Origin of the sequence: Cellulosimicrobium sp. MI9406, assembly GCF_040595865.1 — a bacterium.
GTDB classification, from domain to species: Bacteria; Actinomycetota; Actinomycetes; order Actinomycetales; family Cellulomonadaceae; genus Cellulosimicrobium; species Cellulosimicrobium funkei.
In genome coordinates, this window is record NZ_JALIZI010000006.1 from 156,810 (window position 1) to 174,588 (window position 17,779).

The window sequence follows — 17,779 nt, forward strand, 5'->3', positions numbered from 1 at the left end:
GCACCGGGGAGTGGAGGGCGCCGTGACGCGACCGGTCGAGCTCGCCCTGCCCTTCCAGGGGACGTGGCTCGTGCGCAACAGCCCGGCGCGCCGCGTGCCGAGCCACGGCACCGACCTCTTCGCGACGACGTACGCGATCGACTTCGTCGCCGTCCGAGGTCGGCGCACCGCCGCCGTGCGCGACTGGCGCACGGCGCTGGGTACCGAGCCGCCCGAACGATTCGTCGCGTTCGGGCGGCCCGTGCTCGCTCCGGCGGCGGGCACCGTCGTCACGGTGCACGACGGCGAGCCCGACCACGAGGCCCGCCGGTCGCCCACCGCGCTGCTCGGCTACGCGCTCACGCAGGCGGCGCGGGCGCGCGGCGGTGCCGCGGCGCTCGCGGGCAACCACGTGGTGCTCGCCCTGGACCCGGCCGGCACGTACGTCGTCCTCGCGCACCTGCGCGCCGGGTCCGTGGCCGTCGAGCCGGGCCGACGCGTCGCGGCGGGTGACGAGATGGGCCGGTGCGGGAGCTCGGGGAACTCGACGCAGCCGCACGTGCACGTGCAGGCCATGGACGCGCCGGACGCGCTCGCCGCCCGCGGGCTGCCGCTCGTCTTCCGGGGCTTCCGCGAGCGGTCCCGCGACGGCTCGTCGCGCGTCGTGGACCTCGGCGTCCCGGCGGAGGGCGCGGTCGTCGAGCCTGCGTGACCGCGGTCCGGCAAGCCTCACGCCGTGAGCGCGCCCAGCCCCGTGACCCAGCCCGCACGGACCCCGACGACGACCACCGCCGCGGCGACGGCGAGCACGGCGACCGCGGCGACGACGTCGGGCACGCCGAGCGGGACGGGCCGCGCCGTGGTGCGTGGACCGGAGCCCAGGCCGCGCGACTCGAGCGCCACGGTCAGGCGCTCGGACCGGCGCACGGCGCCGACGAGGAGGGCGAACGCGGCGGTCCCGAGCGCGCGGGGGGACCGGGGGAGCGTGCCGGGCCGCCGCCGCGGGTCGCGCACGGCCTGCGCGCAGCGGATCGTGTGCCAGGCGTCGGGCAGCTCGACGAGCAGCCGGTGGGCCGCGAGCACCGCGTACGTCCACGTCAGGGGCAGCCGCCCGTGCTGGTGGAGGCTCGTCATGAGGTGCACCGGGTCGGTCGTCACCGCGACCGTGAGCGAGAGGGCGCCGACGAGCAGCGTGCGCACGGCGAGCCCGGCGCCGATCGTCAGGCCGTCGGAGCCGACGGTGACCGGGCCCAGGTCGACCGGGTCGCCGCCGGGCCGGGTGGCGACGTTGACGACCAGCAGGCTCGTCGCGAACACGAGGAAGGGCACGTGCGCCAGGGCGAGCGTGCGCACGGGGACGCGTCCCGCGACCAGCAGCGCCGCGACCGTGAGCACCCACCCGATCGCGGGGGTGTACGGGTCGGTGACGAGCAGCGCACCCGTCGACACGACGAGGACGGTCGCGAGCTTGACCGTCGGGTTCCAGCGCCCGAGGGGCGTGCTGTGCGGAGCGGTCACGGGGCGACCTCCGCGAGGGCTGCGGGCGCGGTCTCTGCGGGGTCGGCTGCGACGGCGCCGACGGTGGCGTCGAGCGCCCGGACGAGCGCGCCCGGGTCCACCCCGTGGCGGCGGCCCGTGCGGGCCCACCACGCGAGCAGGGGAGGACGGCGCAGGCGGGCGCGCCGGCACAGCGCGTCGTCGGCCAGCACGGTGGCGGGCGGCCCCAGCGCCACGAGCCGGCCGCCGACGACGACGGCGACACGGTCGGCGAGGGCCGCGACGAGCGCGAGGTCGTGCGTGACGACGACCACCGCGCCGCCCGCGTCGGCGCGCTCGCGCAGCGCGTGGGCGACGGCGTCCGCCTGGGCGCGGTCGAGCCCCGACGTGGGCTCGTCGGCGAGGAGGACGGGCGGGTCGAGCACCGTCGCCGTCGCGAGGGAAAGGCGCCGCTGCTCGCCGCCGGAGAGCCGGTACGGGTTCGCGTCGGCGAGGTGCGCGAGGGCGAACGCGTCCAGGGTGCGCGCGACGCGTCCGTCGACGCCGTCGAGCCGCGCGAGCCGGGCCGACCAGGCGACCTCGTCGCGGACCGTGCGCGCGAGGAGCTGGTGCTCCGGGTCCTGGAACACCATCGCGACGGGCGCACCGGGCGCCGTCGTGACCTCGCCCGTGGTCCGTTCGAGTCCCGCCAGCCCGCGCAGGAGGGTCGACTTGCCGCCGCCGTTCGGCCCCACCACCGCGAGCACCTCACCCGCGTGCACGTCGAGGTCGACGTCGCGCACCACCGGCGTCTCGTCCCGCCCGCGCCGCCGGTGGCCTGCCGCGGCACGGTGCACCGCGAGGCGTCGGGCACGCAGGGCGACCGGGCCGGCGTCCGCGGCGCGGGGGTCGACGGTGCGGGGGTCGGCGGTGCGCCCGAGGTTGACGAGCCAGGCGTCGGTCGCGGGTGCGCCGAGCGGGCCCGGGGCTCCGGCGCGCTCCAGCCGGATGTCGAGCGGCAGCCAGCACCCGAGCGCGGCGAGCGTGGCGGCGTGCGCGCGCAGGACGGCGGTCGTGGGGCCGTGCGCGACGACGCGACCGGTGTCGTCGAGCACGAGCGTCGCGGCCGGGAGTGTCCCGACGTCGTCGAGGCGGTGCTCGACGAGCACGACCGACCGGCCGGGGGTGTCGGGCGCGTCCCGTCCGGGCGCCCGGACGAGCCCGCCCACGAGCGTCCCGACCTCGTGCGCCGCCGCCGGGTCGAGGAACGCCGTCGGCTCGTCGAGGACCACGAGCTCGGGGTCGGCGACGAGCGCCGCCGCGAGGGCGACGCGCTGCGCCTCGCCCCCCGACAGCGCGTGGGTCGGCCGGTCGTGCAGGTGGTCCGCACCGACGGCGGCGAGCGCGGTGGCGGCGCGGGCGTCCATCGTGCGCGGGTCCGCCGCCCGGTTCTCGAGCGCGAACCGCAGCTCGTCGTCGACGCGGGCGAGACAGAGCTGGTCGCCCGGCCGCTGCTGGACGAGGCCGACGCGCGCGGCGAGCGCCGCCGGGGTCGTGTCGCGCGGGTCGACGCCCGTCACGCGCAGGTCGCCCGTGACCGACCCCGGGAGCGTGTGAGGCACGACGCCGACGAGCGCACGCAGCAGCGTGGACTTCCCGCAGCCCGAGGGGCCGAGCACGAGCAGCCCGGTGCCCGCGGGGACGGTGAGCGTGAGGTCGTCGAGCACGCGCGTGCCGTCGTGGCCCACGGTGACGGTCAGACCGGCGGCGGCGACGGCGTCGGGCACGTCGCAGGGCACGTCGCCGGGCACGGCGTCCGGCGTGACGTCCGGTGCGGCGGTCGGTGCCTCAGCCACGGCGGTCGGCCCCGATCGCGAAGGCGTCGAGCGCGCCGGTGCGGGCGAGGGCGTCGCCGAGGAGGCGCGCCGCGATCCCGCACAGCACGACGCACGAGACGACCTGCACGCCGAGCCGGAGCATCGCGTAGTCCTGCCCGAGCCAGCCGAAGCGGACCGCGTTGAACGCGTACGTGACGAGCGCCGCGCTCACTCCCGACGCGACGAAGACCCACCAGCGGTAGCGGCGGTACCGGGTGAGGGCGAAGGGGATCTCGGCGCCCATGCCCTGGACGAGCCCCACGAGGACGAGCAGCGGGCCGGCGGGCGACGCGAGGAAGACCACCTCGACGAGCGCCGCGAGCGTCTCGGTGAGGATGCCGACGCCCGGCTTGCGCACGATGTACGTCGCGAGCGGGCCGACGACGATCCACGCGCCCGCGAGCACGTTGGCGGCGAGGTCCGCGAGCGGTCCCATGGCGAGCTGGAGCGGGGCCCAGAGCTGCACGAACGCCCAGTAGACGAACCCGAACACGACCCCCAGCACGGCGACGAGGACGGTCTCGTGGAGGGTGAGGCCGCGGCGTCGGGCACGGCTCGGGGGAGTGGCGACGGCGCGGTCCCGAGGGGCGGGCGTGGGACCCACGCCGTCGGGTCGGTCGTCGGGCGTGGCGGTGGGCGGGGTCGCCCGGGGCGGCGTGGTGCGGGGCTCGGTCATGCGCTTCCCTCCGTCGGGCCCCGGGGCGAGGGGTGCACGACGGCGCGCCACCGCCGCCCCCGCGCGGACGGCACGCGCGGGGCGCGGGCACGAGCGCGCAGGGGACGGTGACGTCGGCCCTGCTCCCTTCGCTGGTACGAACCAGATCAGGTTCCACGGGTCTGCAGGGGGGACGGGTGTCCGGCCTGCACTCTCAGCGCTCGTGCGCTCCCCGGGGGCGTTCGGCCCGACCCTAGGGCCTGGACGGCCGCCGGACAATCCCGGCGTCTCACCCACCGGGACGCCCGGCCGCCGTGAGAAGGTGACGGCGACGAGGCGCCCGCGCGGACCCGGGTACGGGCTCCGACCACGAGGAACGAGGCAGTGCGCATGACCCGAGACAACGACCCCGCCGCGGTCGCCGAGCTGGACCGCCTCGACGAGGCCGTGCGGAGCGCGCCCGCGGGCGACACGTCGGCCCAGATCGCGCTGTGGCGGCAGACGGTGCGCCTCGGCACGTGGTTCTTCATCGCGCGGGGGTCCGAGGACCAGCCGCGTCCGTACGCCGTCGCTGCGGACCAGGGGCCCATGATCTGCCTCTACAGCAGCGCCGCGCGCGCGGACGAGGCGGCCCGGGCGCTCGGTCTGGCGGACGACGAGACAGGCGCCGTGCCGTTGCTCGGGGTACCCGTGCCGGCGGCGATCGACTACGTCGCGTCCTTCGGCGCGGCCGGGGTCGTCGGTGTCGCGCTGGACCATCCGCGCATCGGCCACCACATCCCCCTCGGGAACCTGGCGCTGCTCAAGGCGTGGTCCGCCGACGAATGACCCGCCCTTGACAGCGCGTTCGAACGTTTGTTCGAATAGCGCGATGCGGTGGGACGGACAGGCGCTCGGCGCGGACGACGGCGCGCTCCCCGGGCTGGAGCGGGTCGGCCTCGTCCGCAGCGTGCGCACGCCCGAGTTCGCGGGCATCACGTTCCACGAGGTCACGGCCAAGAGCGCGCTGTCCAAGGTGCCGGCGATGTCGCGCATGCCGTTCCGGTGGACCGTCAACCCGTACCGCGGGTGCAGCCACGCGTGCTCCTACTGCCTCGCGCCCGCCACCCCGGTGCTGCTGGCCGACGGCACGCAACGGCCGATCGGCGAGCTGCGTGTCGGCGACGAGATCGTCGGCACCGCCCCGCACGGCGCGTACCGGCGCTACGTGCGCACCCGGGTGCTCGACCGCTGGACCACCCGCAAGCGCGCCTACCGCGTGACCCTCGCCGACGGCACGCGCCTCGTGGCGAGCGGCGACCACCGGTTCCTCACCGAGCGCGGGTGGCGCCACGTCGTCGGCGGTGCCGGGCACCGTGCCCGCCTGGCGCTCGGCGACGTGCTCGTCGGGCCGGGCGCCGCGGCGCTCGCGGACGGGCGGCCCGTCCTCGACGGCCAGGACGTCACCGGCGGCGAGGCGCTGCGCGTCGACTCCCTGGAAGCACTCGACGGGCCGGGGGAGACGACGGAGCTGGTCGACATCACGACCGGCACGCGCGACTTCGTCGCCGCGGGGGTCGTGAGCCACAACTGCTTCGCCCGCCCCACGCACCAGTACCTCGACCTCGACGCGGGCGAGGACTTCGACCGGGAGGTCGTGGTCAAGGTCAACGTCGACGACGTGCTGCGCGCCGAGCTCGCCCGCCCGTCCTGGGCGCGCGAGGCCGTCGCGCTCGGCACCAACACCGACCCGTACCAGCGCGCCGAGGGTCGCTACCGCCTCATGCCCGGCATCATCGACGCGCTCGCCGGGTCGGGCACGCCGCTGTCCGTGCTGACCAAGGGCACGCTCCTGCGCCGCGACCTGCCGCTGCTCGTCGACGCAGCCTCGCGCGTCGAGGTCGGGATCGGCGTGTCCCTCGCGCTCCTGGACCCCGAGCTCCAGGCGAGCGTCGAGCCCGGCACGCCCTCGCCGCGCGCGCGGCTCGACCTCGTCCGCACGGTCCGGGAGGCCGGTCTGCCGTGCGGCGTCATGGTCGCTCCCGTGCTGCCGTGGCTCACCGACTCGACCCGCGCGCTCACCGAGCTGCTCGACGCCGTCAAGGACGCGGGCGCGACCGGCGTCACGGTGCTGCCCCTGCACCTCAAGCCCGGCACGCGCGAGTGGTACATGGGCTGGCTCGCGCGCGAGCACCCGCGCCTCGTCCCCGGGTACGAGCGCGTGTACGCCCGCGGCACGTACGCCTCGACGGCGTACCGGTCCTGGCTGTGGGACCGGGTGCGGCCGATGCTCGAGGCACGCGGGTTCGGGGTCGCGGGCCACCGCGGCCCCGCGGGCGTCGAGGGCCGGTTCCGCCGCGGCGAGCCCGGCGACCGGCACCGCCGGCCAGGGCCGCCGACGGACGGCGCCTACCCGGCCGGCAGCCTCGCCGTCGACCCGGCGCCGCAGGACGCGCGCGACGGCCCCGGCGGGGCGCTCGCGGGCATGCCGGTGGACGGCGGCGGGCTCGACGTCGTCGGCGGGGGAGTGGAGCAGGTCCTGTTCTGACCTGTCTCAGGCGTCGGCGAGGCGCGCCGGGAAGCCGCCCGTCGCCACCGGTCCCCAGCGCGTGATCGTCAGCCGCACGAGCGACTTGCCCTGGGTGACCATCGCGGCGCGGTACTCGTCCCAGTCCGGGTGCTCGCCGCCGACGGCGCGGTAGTAGTCGACCAGCGGCTCGACCGACTCGGGCAGGTCGATCACCTCCGCCTCGCCGTCGACCTGCACCCACGGGTCGGAGAACCGCTCGCCCAGGGACAGCAGCGACGCGCGCGGGTCGCGGCGCACGTTGACCGCCTTGGCGCGCTCCGGGTACGTCGACACGACGACCCGACCCGCGTCGTCCACCCCGTACGTGACCGGGCTGAGCTGGGGGCGGCCGTCGGCGCGGGTGGTGACGAGGACGCCGTCGTGCCGGGAGCGCAGGAACTCCTCGAGCTCGTCGCGCTCGACGCGCCGGTTCGTCGCGATGGTGCGTGCCACGGGTCACCCTCCTTCGTGCGGGCGGCGGGCCGGACGGCCCTGCCGCGGCCGGTCGGCCCGTGCGCGCCCGCAGGCGCCGCGCCGGTCCCGGCGGTGCCGCCACGGGACGTCGCGGCGGCACCGCCACGGTATCCGGTCGCCCCCGCCGGTCGAGAGCGGACCGTCGACCGCCTCCGGTCGGAGGTATCCGTTCGAGCCGCCCGCCCGCCCGCACTAGACTTCAGCGGACGCGTCCCCGCTCCGGGAGCGCGACCCCCCACCGCCCACCTGGAAGGAACCCTCCGTGCTGCGCACCCGAACGGCCGGCTCACTGCGGGCCGAGCACACCGGTCAGACCGTCACCCTCACGGGCTGGGTCGACCGTCGGCGCGATCACGGCGGCGTCGCCTTCATCGACCTGCGCGACGCCTCCGGCATCGCCCAGGTCGTCATCCGCGACGAGGCCGTCGCGCACCCGCTGCGCAACGAGTTCGTCCTCCAGGTCACGGGCGAGGTCTCGCGCCGCCCCGACGGCAACGAGAACCCGTCCCTGCCCACGGGCGAGATCGAGGTCGTCGCGACCGACGTCGTCGTGCTCAACACCTCCGAGGCCCTGCCGTTCCAGGTCTCGACGGCGCTCGCGGACACCGAGACGATCGGCGAGGAGGCGCGCCTCAAGCACCGCTACCTCGACCTGCGCCGGCCCACCCCCGCGCACGCCCTGCGCCTGCGCGCCAAGGCGAACCAGGCCGCACGCCGCGTGCTCGACGCCGAGGAGTTCGTCGAGATCGAGACGCCGACGCTCACCCGCTCGACGCCCGAGGGCGCGCGCGACTTCCTCGTGCCCGCGCGCCTCGCGCCCGGCTCCTGGTACGCGCTGCCGCAGTCGCCCCAGCTGTTCAAGCAGCTCCTCATGGTCGCGGGCATGGAGCGCTACTACCAGATCGCGCGCTGCTACCGCGACGAGGACTTCCGTGCGGACCGCCAGCCGGAGTTCACGCAGCTCGACGTCGAGATGAGCTTCGTCGAGCAGGACGACGTCATCGCGCTCGCCGAGAAGATCCTCGTCGCGCTGTGGGAGCTCATCGGGTACACGATCCCGACGCCCATCCCGCGCATGACCTTCCACGACGCCATGCGGCTGTACGGGTCCGACAAGCCCGACCTCCGGTTCGGCAACCCCCTGGTCGAGCTCACGGACTACTTCCGGGACACCCCGTTCCGCGTGTTCCAGGCCGAGTACGTCGGCGCCGTCGTCATGGCGGGCGGGGCCTCGCAGCCGCGCCGCCAGTTCGACGCGTGGCAGGAGTGGGCCAAGCAGCGCGGCGCTCGGGGCCTCGCGTACGTGACGTTCGGCGAGGACGGCACGCTCGGCGGCCCCGTCGCGAAGAACCTGTCCGACGCCGAGCGCGAGGGCCTGCGCGAGGCGACCGGCGCGCAGCCGGGGGACGCCGTGTTCTTTGCCGCGGGCAAGACGTCGGACTCGCGCGCCCTGCTCGGCGCCGCGCGCCAGGAGATCGCGAAGCGGACGGGTCAGATCGACGACGACGCGTGGGCGTTCGTCTGGATCGTCGACGCGCCGCTGTTCAAGCCGACCGGTGAGGACGACGACGTCGACCTGGGCCACTCCGCCTGGACCGCCGTGCACCACGCGTTCACGTCGCCCACGCCGGACTGGGTCGACACGTTCGAGCAGAACCCGGGCGAGGCGCTCGCCTACGCCTACGACATCGTGTGCAACGGCAACGAGATCGGCGGCGGGTCCATCCGTATCCACCGTCGCGACGTGCAGGAGCGCGTCTTCGACGTCATGGGGATCGGGCCCGAGGAGGCGCAGGAGAAGTTCGGCTTCCTGCTCGACGCCTTCAAGTTCGGTGCGCCCCCGCACGGCGGCATCGCGTTCGGCTGGGACCGCATCGTCGCGCTGCTGACGAAGTCGGACTCCATCCGCGACGTCATCGCGTTCCCCAAGTCGGGCGGCGGGTACGACCCGCTGACGCAGGCACCCGCCCCGATCACGCCCGAGCAGCGCAAGGAGGCGGGCGTCGACGCGAAGCCCGCCGCCCCGTCGCGCGACGGCGGCACCGAGGGCGGCGCGGACGGCGACACGGCCGGCGAGAGCGGGCGCACGGACGCCTGACCCCAGCACGCTCGACGCCGAGGGCGCGCCACCCCGCCGGGTGGCGCGCCCTCCGCGCGTCCGGGCCACGGGGACCGCTGCCGCGGTGCGGCACGAGGCCCGGACCGGGCGAGGACGAAGGCCTGAGCACGTCCCGCGCCCGGATCTTGAGCAGATCCTGAGGTTTCGCTGCGCCGACTCGGCGGGTGCCTCGCGCCGGGTCGCGCAGGATCGTGCTCGTTGAACCCCACGACGAACGAGGCACTCATGACCGCCCTGCTCACCGACCGCGACCCGGTCGACGTCGACGAGCCCGCGCCCTTCGGCACGGAGCTCGACCGCTACCAGTTCACGCCCGACGAGGTCGTGGTCCAGGAACCCGCCCGTCGTGCGACGATCGGCGCGATCATCCCTGCCTACAACGAGGGCTCGACGATCAAGTCCGTGCTCAAGGGCATCTTGCGGCAGACCCGCCTGCCGGACGTCGTGCACGTCGTGGTCAACAACACCAGCGACCGCACGTTCGCCAAGGCGTCCAAGCTCGCCGGCGAGCACACGACGCGCCGCCGCGGCGTCGAGCAGACCACGCGCGTGTACGTCCACGACCTGGGCGCCCTCGCGGACAAGAAGGTCGGCGCGCTCAACTACGGGTACCGCCTCGTGCGCGGCGCCGACTACCTCCTCGGCGTGGACGGCGACACCGTGCTGGCCAAGGACGCCGTGGAGCGGCTCGAGGCCGAGATGTCGTCCGACCCGCGCATCGGCGGGATCTCCGCGATCTACACGGTCGACAACGGCTCCCCGCGCGGACCCCTCGGCGGGTTCCTCCTCACCGGCCAGCGCGCCCAGTTCGCCGCGTTCAACATGCAGAACCTCCTGCGCGGGCGGAACATGGCCGTCCTCGGCGGCCAGGCCTCGCTGTTCCGGATGTCGGCGCTCGAGGCCGTCATGCTCGCGCACCACCAGCGCGACCCGTGGGTCTCCGACTCCGAGGTCGAGGACTCTCTCCTCAGCCTGCAGATCAAGTCGCTCGGCTACTCGACCAAGATCTCCGCGACCGCGCGCGCGACGGTCGGCGGCATGACGACGCTGCGTGCGCTCGACGGCCAGCAGGTCAAGTGGAACTACGGTGCGATCGACCTCATGTGGCCGGGTCAGCGTGGTGACACGCGGGGCCAGCCGTTCCACCCCAACCTGCGGCTGCGCTGGATGGAGAACGTGAGCATGCTCGTCAACGCCGCCACGCGCATCCTGTTCGGGCTGCTCGTCGCCGGCGCGCTGAGCCTTCACGCGTTCCGCTTCTCGCCCGTCTGGCTCGTGCCGCCCGCCGTCGCGGTCGCGCTCAACCTCCGGACGGCGCTCTCCATCAAGAGCCGTACCTGGCGCGACGTGCTCTTCGCCGCGACCCTCGTCCCGGCCGAGGCCTACATGTGGATCCGCATCGGGCACTTCGTGCGCGCGTGGTCCAAGTTCCTCTCCCGCTCGCGCACCGACAACTGGGCTGCGCAGGCCAAGGCCGAGCGGGGCACCGGATGGGCCTACCTCAGCCCGCTCCTCGTCGCTCTGGTCGCTCTCGCCGCCGTGGTGTGGGCATGGACGACGATGACGCCGGGAGCCCAGTCCGCCGTCCTGTCCCTCGGGTGGCCGGTGCTCGGCGTGGTGACGATCCTCCAGACGTTCTTCATGCTGCGCCGGCTCGTGCGCCGCCACCACGGCCTCCGCGCGTGAGAGAGGACCTGCGCCGGGCGTGGACGGCGCTCGAGGACGACCTGGACGGTGACGTGCAGGCCGTCCGGCGCTTCTTCGTCGCGTACCGGGACCTCGTCGTCCCACGGGTCGACGCGGCGGCGGTCGCGCTCGCCCGGGGCGACGACGAGGAGGCGCGCAGCACGCTGCTCACCGTGCGGTCGACGTCGCTCATGGTCGGGGCCGCGGAGGTCGGGGACGCCGCCTCCGCGCTGCTCGACCGGCATTTCGCCTCGCACCGCACGACCGCGGACGAGGCGCGCGCGCTCGCGACGCTGCGGGCCGCCGCGCGCAGCGCCTGCGACGAGGTCGCGCTGCTGCTCGGCGACCCGCCGCCCGCCGTCGGTCAGCCCGTGGGGTCGAACCGGTAGCCGACGCCGCGCACGGTGCGGATCCACCGGGGCGACGACGGGCCGTCGCCGAGCTTGCGGCGCAGGTTCGCGATGTGCACCTCCACGCTGCGCCGGTCCGCGTCCGTGACGTACGTGCCGGCGTCGTACTCCTCGCCCCACAGGACGCGGACGAGCTCGTTGCGGCTGACGACGCGACCCGCCGCCTCGACGAGCGCTCCCAGGAGGTCGTACTCGCTGCGCGTGAGGTGGACGGCCTCGCCGTCGACCGTGGCGGTGCGGCGCGGGACGTCCAGCAGGAGCCCGTCTGACCCCACGAGGGTCGGCTCGTGGTCCGCCGGGGCTGGCCGTGCGGCGTCGGCGCCGTCCGACGGCAGGCCGCGTCGCGGGCGCCGCAGGAGGGCCTCGATCCGTGCGCGCAGCTCGCGCGGGCGGAACGGCTTCGTCTGGTAGTCGTCGGCACCGGCGTCCAGGCCCATGAGGGTGTCGATCTCGTCGGTGCGCGCGGTGAGCATCACGATGTAGGTGTCGGAGATCTGACGGATGCGCCGGCACACCTCGAACCCGTCGATGTCGGGCAGGCTCACGTCGAGGGTCGTCACGACCGGGTCGGTCCGCCGGACGAGCTCCACGCCCTCGACGCCGGTCGCGGCCGCCTCGGTGATGAAGCCTGCCTGACCGAGCACCGTCCGCAGGAGATCACGGATCTCCGCGTCGTCCTCGACGATGACTGCGGTGCGCGTGTTGTCCGCCATCCGTCTCCCCCCGTGCGACTGAGTCTGCCGCCTACCGTAGCCGCCCGCGGGAGTGCCCGCGCACGAACCGTCCCCGCCGGTCGGGGCGTCTCAGTGGGTGATCGCGAGCCGGCGGTGCACCCGGCGCAGCGGCCCGGGTGCCCACCAGTTGTACCGCCCGAGCAGCGTCATCGTCGCGGGGACCAGCAGGAGGCGCACGATCGTCGCGTCGATGAGGACGGCGACGGCGAGCGCGAACCCGACCTCCTTGATGACGAGCAGGTCGCCGAAGACGAAGCCTGCGAACACGACGACGATGATCGCCGCCGCCGACGTGATGATCCGCCCGGAGCGCTGCAGGCCGAGGCGGACCGCCTCGTCGTTGGAGAGCCCGGCGTCGTACAGCTCCTTGATGCGCGCGAGCAGGAACACCTCGTAGTCCATGGCGAGACCGAACGCGAACGCGACGACGAGCGCGACGACGTACGTCTCGATCCCGCCCACGGACGAGAAGTTCAGCAGCCCTTCCAGGTGACCGTCCTGGAAGACCCACACGAGGACCCCGAGCGAGGCGGCGAGCGACAGCGCGTTCGTCAGGAGCGCCTTCACCGGCACGACGACGGAGCCGGTCATGAGGAACAGCAGCACGAGCGTCGCGCCGACGACGATCCCCACGGCCCACCACACGCGCTCGCCGAGCGCCTCGAGGAAGTCGACCTGCCCCGCCGCCTGACCGGTGACCCACACGTCGAAGCCCGGGTCCGTCGCACGGACCTCCCGCACGACCGACACGGCCTCCGGCCCGCCGGCGTCGTCGGTGTCGACGTGCACGCCCACGACGGCGTACGACCCCAGCGGCGCCGCCGGGTCGACGCTCTCGACCCCGTCGAGCGCCGCCACGTCGTCGGCCCATGCCTGGGCGTCCTCGACGCTCGCGTCCACGACGGCGACGACCTGGGCGCCCGCACTGGACGGGTACTGCGCGGCGAGCTCGTCCACGAACTCGCGCTGGGGAGAGCCCTGGGGGAGCAGCTCGATCCCGGAGTTCCGCAGCTGCAGCCCGAGCACCGGCAGCGCGAGGACCACGAGGAGCGCCGCGGTGGTGAGCAGCACCCACAGCGGGTGCCGCTGGACGCGCCCCGCGAGACGGGAGAACGCGCCCTCGTCCGACTGCACGTCCGCGGTCCGGGCGAGCACGCGGCGCAGGCCCGGGACCCGGCCGAGCAGCCCCGGGCGGGCGAGGCGACGGCCCGAGTACGCGAGCAGCGCCGGGACGAGGGTGAGCGCCGTCGCGACGGCCACGAGCACGACGCCGAGCCCGGCCGCGCCGACCGCGCGCAGGATGTCCGGGCGGAACACCATGAGCCCCGCGATGGAGATCGCGACCGTCAGCGCCGAGAACGCGACCGTGCGGCCCGCGGTCTCCATGGTGCGCACGAGCGCCGCGTGCACCACGCCGTCGCCGCGCCGCCGGCGCAGCGACGGGTCGTCGCCCGCCTCGATCAGCCGGTGCAGCTCCTCCCGGAACCGCGACACCACGAGCAGCCCGTAGTCGATGGACAGGCCCAGGCCGAGCAGGGTGACGACGTTGACGATGGAGGCGTCGACGTCGAGCACGTACGTCAGGCCCAGCAGCACCCCGAGACCGGCACCGATCGACGCGACGGCCCCGGCCATCGGCATCGCCGCGGCGAGGAAGCCGCCGAAGACGAGCACCATGATGAGCAGCGCCACCGGGAGGGCGACGGCCTCACCCGTCGTGAGGTCCTCCTCCACCTGGCTCGTGATCGCCCCGACGATGAGCCCGTTCGACCCCACGAGGCCCGTCGCGTCGCCCGCCGCCTCCGGGGCGGCGTCCGCGAGCACGCCCGGCACGGCCTCGAGCTGCTCGACGACGCGGTCCGCGACCGTGTCGGTGCGCTCGGCGTCGAGGTCGGTGCGCAGCGTCACGACCGACAGGAAGCCGCGCCCGTCCTGCGCGACGAGCGACTGCGCCGCCGGGTCCTCCACGCCGCCCGGGATCACGTACGGGTCGATGACCGTGTCCACGCCCTCGACGGCGACGAGGTCGGCGTCGACCCCCGTCATCGCCTCCACGACCTGCGGGTCCGCCGGGTCGACGCCGGACACCAGGAGCGTGATCTCCGTCCCGCCCTCGTCGTTCTCCGCGAGGACCTGCGACGCCCGCTCGCTGTCCGAGCCCGGGATCGTCGGCGCGCCCGTCGTCACACGGTCGAACACGCTCTCCCCGTGGACGCCGAACAGCGCCAGCGCGAAGCCGAGCGCTGTCAGCAGGGCCCACACGACGACGGTGAGACGCGGGTGGCGGGCGACACGACGACCGAGGCTCGAGAACACGAGCGCCAGCATCCCACCCGCCCGCGCCGCGTGTCAGATCCCCCACGCCCGGGGCCCGGACGTTCACCCGACCTCCTCGACCCGGCGCCGCCGCGTGGGCGGTGGTGCGTAGGCTCGAGCCATGTCCACCGGTGATCTCTTCGGCGGCGACCTCTTCGGTGCCGCCACGTCCGGCGCGCAGGGCACGCCGCGACCCGGACCGGGGGCCCCGCTCGCCGTGCGCATGCGCCCCGCCACCCTCGACGAGGTCGCGGGCCAGTCCCACCTCCTCGTGCCCGGCTCGCCCCTGCGGCGGCTCATCCGGTCCGGCAGCGAGAGCGACGCGTCCGGCGGCCGCGCCGCGCCCGGCTCCGTCATCCTCTGGGGCCCGCCCGGCACCGGGAAGACGACGCTCGCCTACCTCATCGCGACCGCCTCCGGCCGCCGCTTCGTCGAGCTCTCCGCCGTCACCGCGGGCGTCAAGGACGTGCGCACCGTCGTCGAGGACGCCCGGCGCCGCCTCGCCACCGGCGGCGAGGAGACCGTCCTGTTCATCGACGAGGTGCACCGCTTCTCCAAGTCCCAGCAGGACGCGCTCCTGCCCAGCGTCGAGAACCGCTGGGTCACGCTCGTCGCGGCGACCACGGAGAACCCGAGCTTCTCCGTGAACTCGCCCCTGCTCTCCCGCTCGCTCCTGCTCACGCTCCAGCCCCTCGGGGACGACGACGTCCGCGCCCTCGTGCGGCGCGCCGTCGCCGACGAGCGGGGGCTCGGCGGCCTCGTCGCGCTCACCGACGAGGCCGAGGACCACCTCGTGCGCCTCGCGGGCGGCGACGCGCGCAAGGCGCTCACGGTGCTCGAGGCCGCCGCGGGCGCCGCGCTGTCCGACGCCCCGGTGCCCGTGCCCGCGACGGCCGTCCCGGCCGACGACGACGCCGCGCTCCCCGAGGGTGCGGGAAGCGGCACGCCCGACGCCGACCCGCCGCCGGTGCCCGTCGACCTCGACGCGGTCGAGCGCGCCGTCGACGTTGCCGCCGTGCGGTACGACCGCGACGGCGACCAGCACTACGACGTCGTGTCCGCGTTCATCAAGTCGATGCGCGGCTCCGACGTCGACGCCTCGCTGCACTACCTCGCCCGCATGATCGCGGCGGGGGAGGACCCACGCTTCATCGCCCGCCGCATCGTCATCGCCGCCGCGGAGGACGTCGGCATGGCCGACCCCTCGGCGCTGCAGACCGCCGTCGCCGCCGCCCAGGCCGTCCAGCTCATCGGCATGCCCGAGGGACGCATCGTCCTCGCCGAGGCCGTCGTGCACCTCGCGACCGCGCCCAAGTCGAACGCCGCCTACCTCGGGATCGACGCGGCGCTCGCGGACGTGCGGGCCGGGAGGGCGGGGTCCGTCCCGCCGCACCTGCGCGACGCGCACTACCCGGGCGCCAAGCAGGTGGGGCACGGCGCGGGCTACCGGTACGCGCACGACGCGCCGCACGGCGTCGCGGCGCAGCAGTACCTGCCGGACTCCCTCGTCGGGTCGCGGTACTACACGCCCACGGACCGCGGGTACGAGCGGCAGGTCACGGAGCGCCTCGGGCGCATCCGCGACATCCTCGACCAGGACGGCCCCGGGCGCTGACGAGGGCGGGGACCACGGCGCCCCACGTGCGGTAGACTTCTCAGGTTGCCTTCGCGGCGACCACCTGGGACCTCGGCCCCGACCCCTCGCTCCTCCTCGCGGTGGAGCGCGCGGTCCATCGGCTGGTCCCGCACCCGGACCCGGTTCTCGGGACCAGGTGTGACGTCAGAACCCGAACGACAGGAATGAGACACCGCTGTGACGTCTGTCAAGCGCTCGCGCCGCCAGGTCCGCCTGAGCCGCGCCCTGGGCATCGCCCTCACCCCGAAGGCCGTCAAGCACTTCGAGAAGCGCCCGTACCCCCCGGGTGAGCACGGCCGCGCCCGCCGCCGCACCGAGTCGGACTACGCGGTCCGTCTCCGCGAGAAGCAGCGTCTGCGCGCCCAGTACATGCTCCGCGAGAAGCAGCTCGCGCGTGCGTACGAGGACGCCCGCAAGGACAAGGGCCTGACCGGTGAGGCGCTCGTCGAGAACCTCGAGATGCGTCTCGACGCCCTCGTGCTCCGCGCCGGCTTCGCCCGCACCATCCTGCAGGCGCGCCAGGCGGTCACGCACCGCCACATCCTCGTCGACGGCAAGATCGTGGACCGCCCGTCGTTCCGCGTGAAGCCCGGCCAGACCCTCCAGGTCAAGCCGAAGAGCCAGGCGACGACGCCGTTCCAGGTCGCGGCCGCGGGCGCGCACCGCGACGTGCTGCCGGCCGTCCCGGGCTACCTGGACGTCCAGCTCGAGAAGCTCAGCGCGGTGCTCACGCGTCGCCCGAAGCGCGCCGAGGTCCCCGTGCAGTGCGAGGTCCAGCTCGTCGTCGAGTACTACGCTCGCTGAGTCCCGCTCCGGACGCCTCGCTCACCGCTTCGTCGGCGAGCGGGGCGTTCGTGCGTCCGGGCCGGTGCGCCGGCCCGTCCCCGCGAGCGCGCCGTCGCGCCGTGCCCGACGACGGTCCCCGCCCTGGTGCGGGTAGTGTTTCGCGGAGCCGTGGGTACGTCCGCGAGGAGCCCGCGGCGACGACCGTCCCGCGCGCACGGCGCGCGGGTGCCGCGCCCGCGGCACCGTGACTGGCACTGGAGGAAGAATGTCCCTGGGAGATGTGGCCGGCCTCATCGCAGCGGTCGCGTTCGTGCTGCTCGTCGGCCTGCTCGCGGTGCCGCTCCTCAAGCTCGGCCGCGTTCTCGACGAGGCGCGCGCGAGCATCAAGGAGGTCACCGACCACTCGGTGCCGATCCTCGACGAGGCCGCGACGACCGTCGCCACGACGAACAGCCAGCTCGTCAAGGTCGACACCATCACCACGTCGGCCGCCCAGGTGAGCGAGAACGTCTCCGCGCTCACGGGCCTGTACGCCGCCACGTTCGGTGCGCCGCTGGTCAAGGTCGCCGCGTTCACGTACGGCGTGCGCCAGGCTGCCGCGCGCTCGTTCGGCGGCCGGCGGTCGTCGGGCAGCTCCGCGAGCCGCGCCGAGGGGTCGCGCTGATGCGCCGGGTCTTCTGGATCGGCGTCGGGGTCGCGATCACGGTCGTGGTCGTCGTGCGCGGCAAGAAGGTCCTCGCGCGCTACGCGCCGGCGTCGCTCGTGGACCAGGCGACGGAGCAGGTGAACGGCCTCGGCGAGAAGGTCGTCGAGATCGCCCGCGACTTCCGCACGGAGTTCGCGCTCGCGCGCGACGCCCGCGAGCAGGAGCTCATGGCGGCGCTGCTCGCCGAGGGCCAGGAGGACCCGGACGCCGTCCGCGCGCGTCGCGCGGCCGGACGCCACGCGCGCCCCGCCGGCGCCGACCGGGACGCCTTCGACGACACGGACGACGTCGAGGACCTGCTCGGTTACTCCTTCTAGGACGCCGAGCCCGCGGCGCCCACCGCACCACCCCGCACGACCACCGACCTCTTTCCGAAG

Annotated in this window: 16 protein-coding genes and 1 riboswitch; of the genes, 10 read left to right on the forward strand and 6 right to left on the reverse strand. The window is 75.0% G+C overall.

The genetic code is table 11. The annotated features are described in order from the left end of the window. Positions 1 to 22: 22 nt before the first annotated feature. Complete coding sequence (locus MT994_RS12740) at positions 23 to 691, forward strand: M23 family metallopeptidase (RefSeq protein ID WP_354806533.1); 669 nt, start codon at positions 23 to 25, stop codon at positions 689 to 691. 17 nt (positions 692 to 708) lie between these two features. Here MT994_RS12740 and MT994_RS12745 read toward each other — a convergent pair whose 3' ends face one another. The 3 genes from MT994_RS12745 to MT994_RS12755 are packed head-to-tail and all read right to left on the reverse strand — an operon-like array spanning position 709 to position 4,008. After that, complete coding sequence (locus tag MT994_RS12745; RefSeq protein WP_354806534.1) at positions 709 to 1,497, reverse strand: energy-coupling factor transporter transmembrane component T; 789 nt, start codon at positions 1,495 to 1,497, stop codon at positions 709 to 711. Then, positions 1,494 to 3,311, reverse strand: coding sequence for an ATP-binding cassette domain-containing protein (locus MT994_RS12750; protein WP_354806536.1), 1,818 nt, complete (start codon positions 3,309 to 3,311; stop codon positions 1,494 to 1,496). The genes MT994_RS12745 and MT994_RS12750 overlap by 4 nt, the downstream gene beginning before the upstream one ends. Continuing rightward, positions 3,304 to 4,008 carry an ECF transporter S component gene (locus tag MT994_RS12755; RefSeq protein WP_354806538.1) on the reverse strand — a complete coding sequence of 235 codons (705 nt, stop codon included), beginning with the start codon at positions 4,006 to 4,008 and terminating at the stop codon, positions 3,304 to 3,306. Before MT994_RS12755 ends, MT994_RS12750 begins: the two co-directional genes overlap by 8 nt. A 104-nt stretch (positions 4,009 to 4,112) precedes the next feature. Continuing rightward, a riboswitch (TPP riboswitch) is annotated at positions 4,113 to 4,232 on the reverse strand. A gap of 145 nt (positions 4,233 to 4,377) precedes the next feature. On the opposite strand from MT994_RS12755, the gene MT994_RS12760 reads away from it, so the two are divergent. Both MT994_RS12760 and MT994_RS12765 read left to right on the forward strand, forming a co-directional pair. Then, a complete protein-coding gene (locus tag MT994_RS12760; protein ID WP_354806539.1) occupies positions 4,378 to 4,815 on the forward strand; it encodes a hypothetical protein in 438 nt (145 codons plus the stop codon). 43 nt (positions 4,816 to 4,858) lie between these two features. Further along, positions 4,859 to 6,514 (forward strand): Rv2578c family radical SAM protein, encoded by a 1,656-nt coding sequence (locus tag MT994_RS12765; RefSeq protein ID WP_354806540.1) that lies wholly within the window; start codon positions 4,859 to 4,861, stop codon positions 6,512 to 6,514. A gap of 6 nt (positions 6,515 to 6,520) precedes the next feature. On the opposite strand, the gene MT994_RS12770 is transcribed toward MT994_RS12765, so the two are convergent. Continuing rightward, entirely contained in the window at positions 6,521 to 6,988 is a 468-nt protein-coding gene (locus MT994_RS12770; RefSeq protein WP_043660852.1) for a PPOX class F420-dependent oxidoreductase, read from the reverse strand. A gap of 283 nt (positions 6,989 to 7,271) precedes the next feature. Between MT994_RS12770 and aspS the strand changes: the two genes are divergently transcribed. From aspS to MT994_RS12785, 3 genes are all read left to right on the forward strand, one after another. After that, positions 7,272 to 9,107, forward strand: a complete 1,836-nt coding sequence (gene aspS, locus MT994_RS12775; RefSeq protein WP_354806541.1) for an aspartate--tRNA ligase — start codon at positions 7,272 to 7,274, stop codon at positions 9,105 to 9,107. 246 nt (positions 9,108 to 9,353) lie between these two features. Next, positions 9,354 to 10,814, forward strand: a complete 1,461-nt coding sequence (locus tag MT994_RS12780; protein WP_076404905.1) for a glycosyltransferase family 2 protein — start codon at positions 9,354 to 9,356, stop codon at positions 10,812 to 10,814. Then, positions 10,811 to 11,203 carry a hypothetical protein gene (locus tag MT994_RS12785; RefSeq protein ID WP_354806542.1) on the forward strand — a complete coding sequence of 131 codons (393 nt, stop codon included), beginning with the start codon at positions 10,811 to 10,813 and terminating at the stop codon, positions 11,201 to 11,203. Before MT994_RS12780 ends, MT994_RS12785 begins: the two co-directional genes overlap by 4 nt. Here the strand turns inward: MT994_RS12785 and MT994_RS12790 are convergent. Then, positions 11,179 to 11,937, reverse strand: a complete 759-nt coding sequence (locus MT994_RS12790) for a response regulator transcription factor (RefSeq protein ID WP_021483102.1) — start codon at positions 11,935 to 11,937, stop codon at positions 11,179 to 11,181. The two genes, MT994_RS12785 and MT994_RS12790, sit on opposite strands and share 25 nt — an antisense overlap. Positions 11,938 to 12,027: 90 nt before the next feature. Further along, positions 12,028 to 14,274, reverse strand: a complete 2,247-nt coding sequence (locus MT994_RS12795; protein WP_354806544.1) for an MMPL family transporter — start codon at positions 14,272 to 14,274, stop codon at positions 12,028 to 12,030. 121 nt (positions 14,275 to 14,395) lie between these two features. Here MT994_RS12795 and MT994_RS12800 point away from each other — a divergent pair, with 121 nt between their 5' ends. The 4 genes from MT994_RS12800 to MT994_RS12815 all read left to right on the forward strand — a co-directional run bounded on the left by MT994_RS12800 (position 14,396) and on the right by MT994_RS12815 (position 17,719). Then, positions 14,396 to 15,889 (forward strand): replication-associated recombination protein A, encoded by a 1,494-nt coding sequence (locus tag MT994_RS12800; protein ID WP_354806546.1) that lies wholly within the window; start codon positions 14,396 to 14,398, stop codon positions 15,887 to 15,889. A gap of 198 nt (positions 15,890 to 16,087) precedes the next feature. Then, entirely contained in the window at positions 16,088 to 16,714 is a 627-nt protein-coding gene (gene rpsD, locus MT994_RS12805) for a 30S ribosomal protein S4 (RefSeq protein ID WP_021483439.1), read from the forward strand. A gap of 247 nt (positions 16,715 to 16,961) precedes the next feature. Beyond that, positions 16,962 to 17,360 (forward strand): DUF948 domain-containing protein, encoded by a 399-nt coding sequence (locus MT994_RS12810; protein WP_034650677.1) that lies wholly within the window; start codon positions 16,962 to 16,964, stop codon positions 17,358 to 17,360. Further along, positions 17,360 to 17,719 (forward strand): hypothetical protein, encoded by a 360-nt coding sequence (locus MT994_RS12815; RefSeq protein ID WP_061267271.1) that lies wholly within the window; start codon positions 17,360 to 17,362, stop codon positions 17,717 to 17,719. Before MT994_RS12810 ends, MT994_RS12815 begins: the two co-directional genes overlap by 1 nt. The last annotated feature ends 60 nt before the right edge of the window (positions 17,720 to 17,779 follow it).

Excerpts from the sequence above, each read along its gene's own strand:
- MT994_RS12755 (WP_354806538.1), bottom strand. The coding sequence starts at position 4,008 with ATGACCGAGCCCCGCACCACGCCGCCCCGGGCGACCCCGCCCACCGCC.
- MT994_RS12760 (WP_354806539.1), top strand. The coding sequence starts at position 4,378 with ATGACCCGAGACAACGACCCCGCCGCGGTCGCCGAGCTGGACCGCCTC.
- MT994_RS12765 (WP_354806540.1), top strand. The coding sequence starts at position 4,859 with ATGCGGTGGGACGGACAGGCGCTCGGCGCGGACGACGGCGCGCTCCCC.
- MT994_RS12780 (WP_076404905.1), top strand. The coding sequence starts at position 9,354 with ATGACCGCCCTGCTCACCGACCGCGACCCGGTCGACGTCGACGAGCCC.
- MT994_RS12790 (WP_021483102.1), bottom strand. The coding sequence starts at position 11,937 with ATGGCGGACAACACGCGCACCGCAGTCATCGTCGAGGACGACGCGGAG.
- MT994_RS12800 (WP_354806546.1), top strand. The coding sequence starts at position 14,396 with ATGTCCACCGGTGATCTCTTCGGCGGCGACCTCTTCGGTGCCGCCACG.
- MT994_RS12810 (WP_034650677.1), top strand. The coding sequence starts at position 16,962 with ATGTCCCTGGGAGATGTGGCCGGCCTCATCGCAGCGGTCGCGTTCGTG.
- MT994_RS12815 (WP_061267271.1), top strand. The coding sequence starts at position 17,360 with ATGCGCCGGGTCTTCTGGATCGGCGTCGGGGTCGCGATCACGGTCGTG.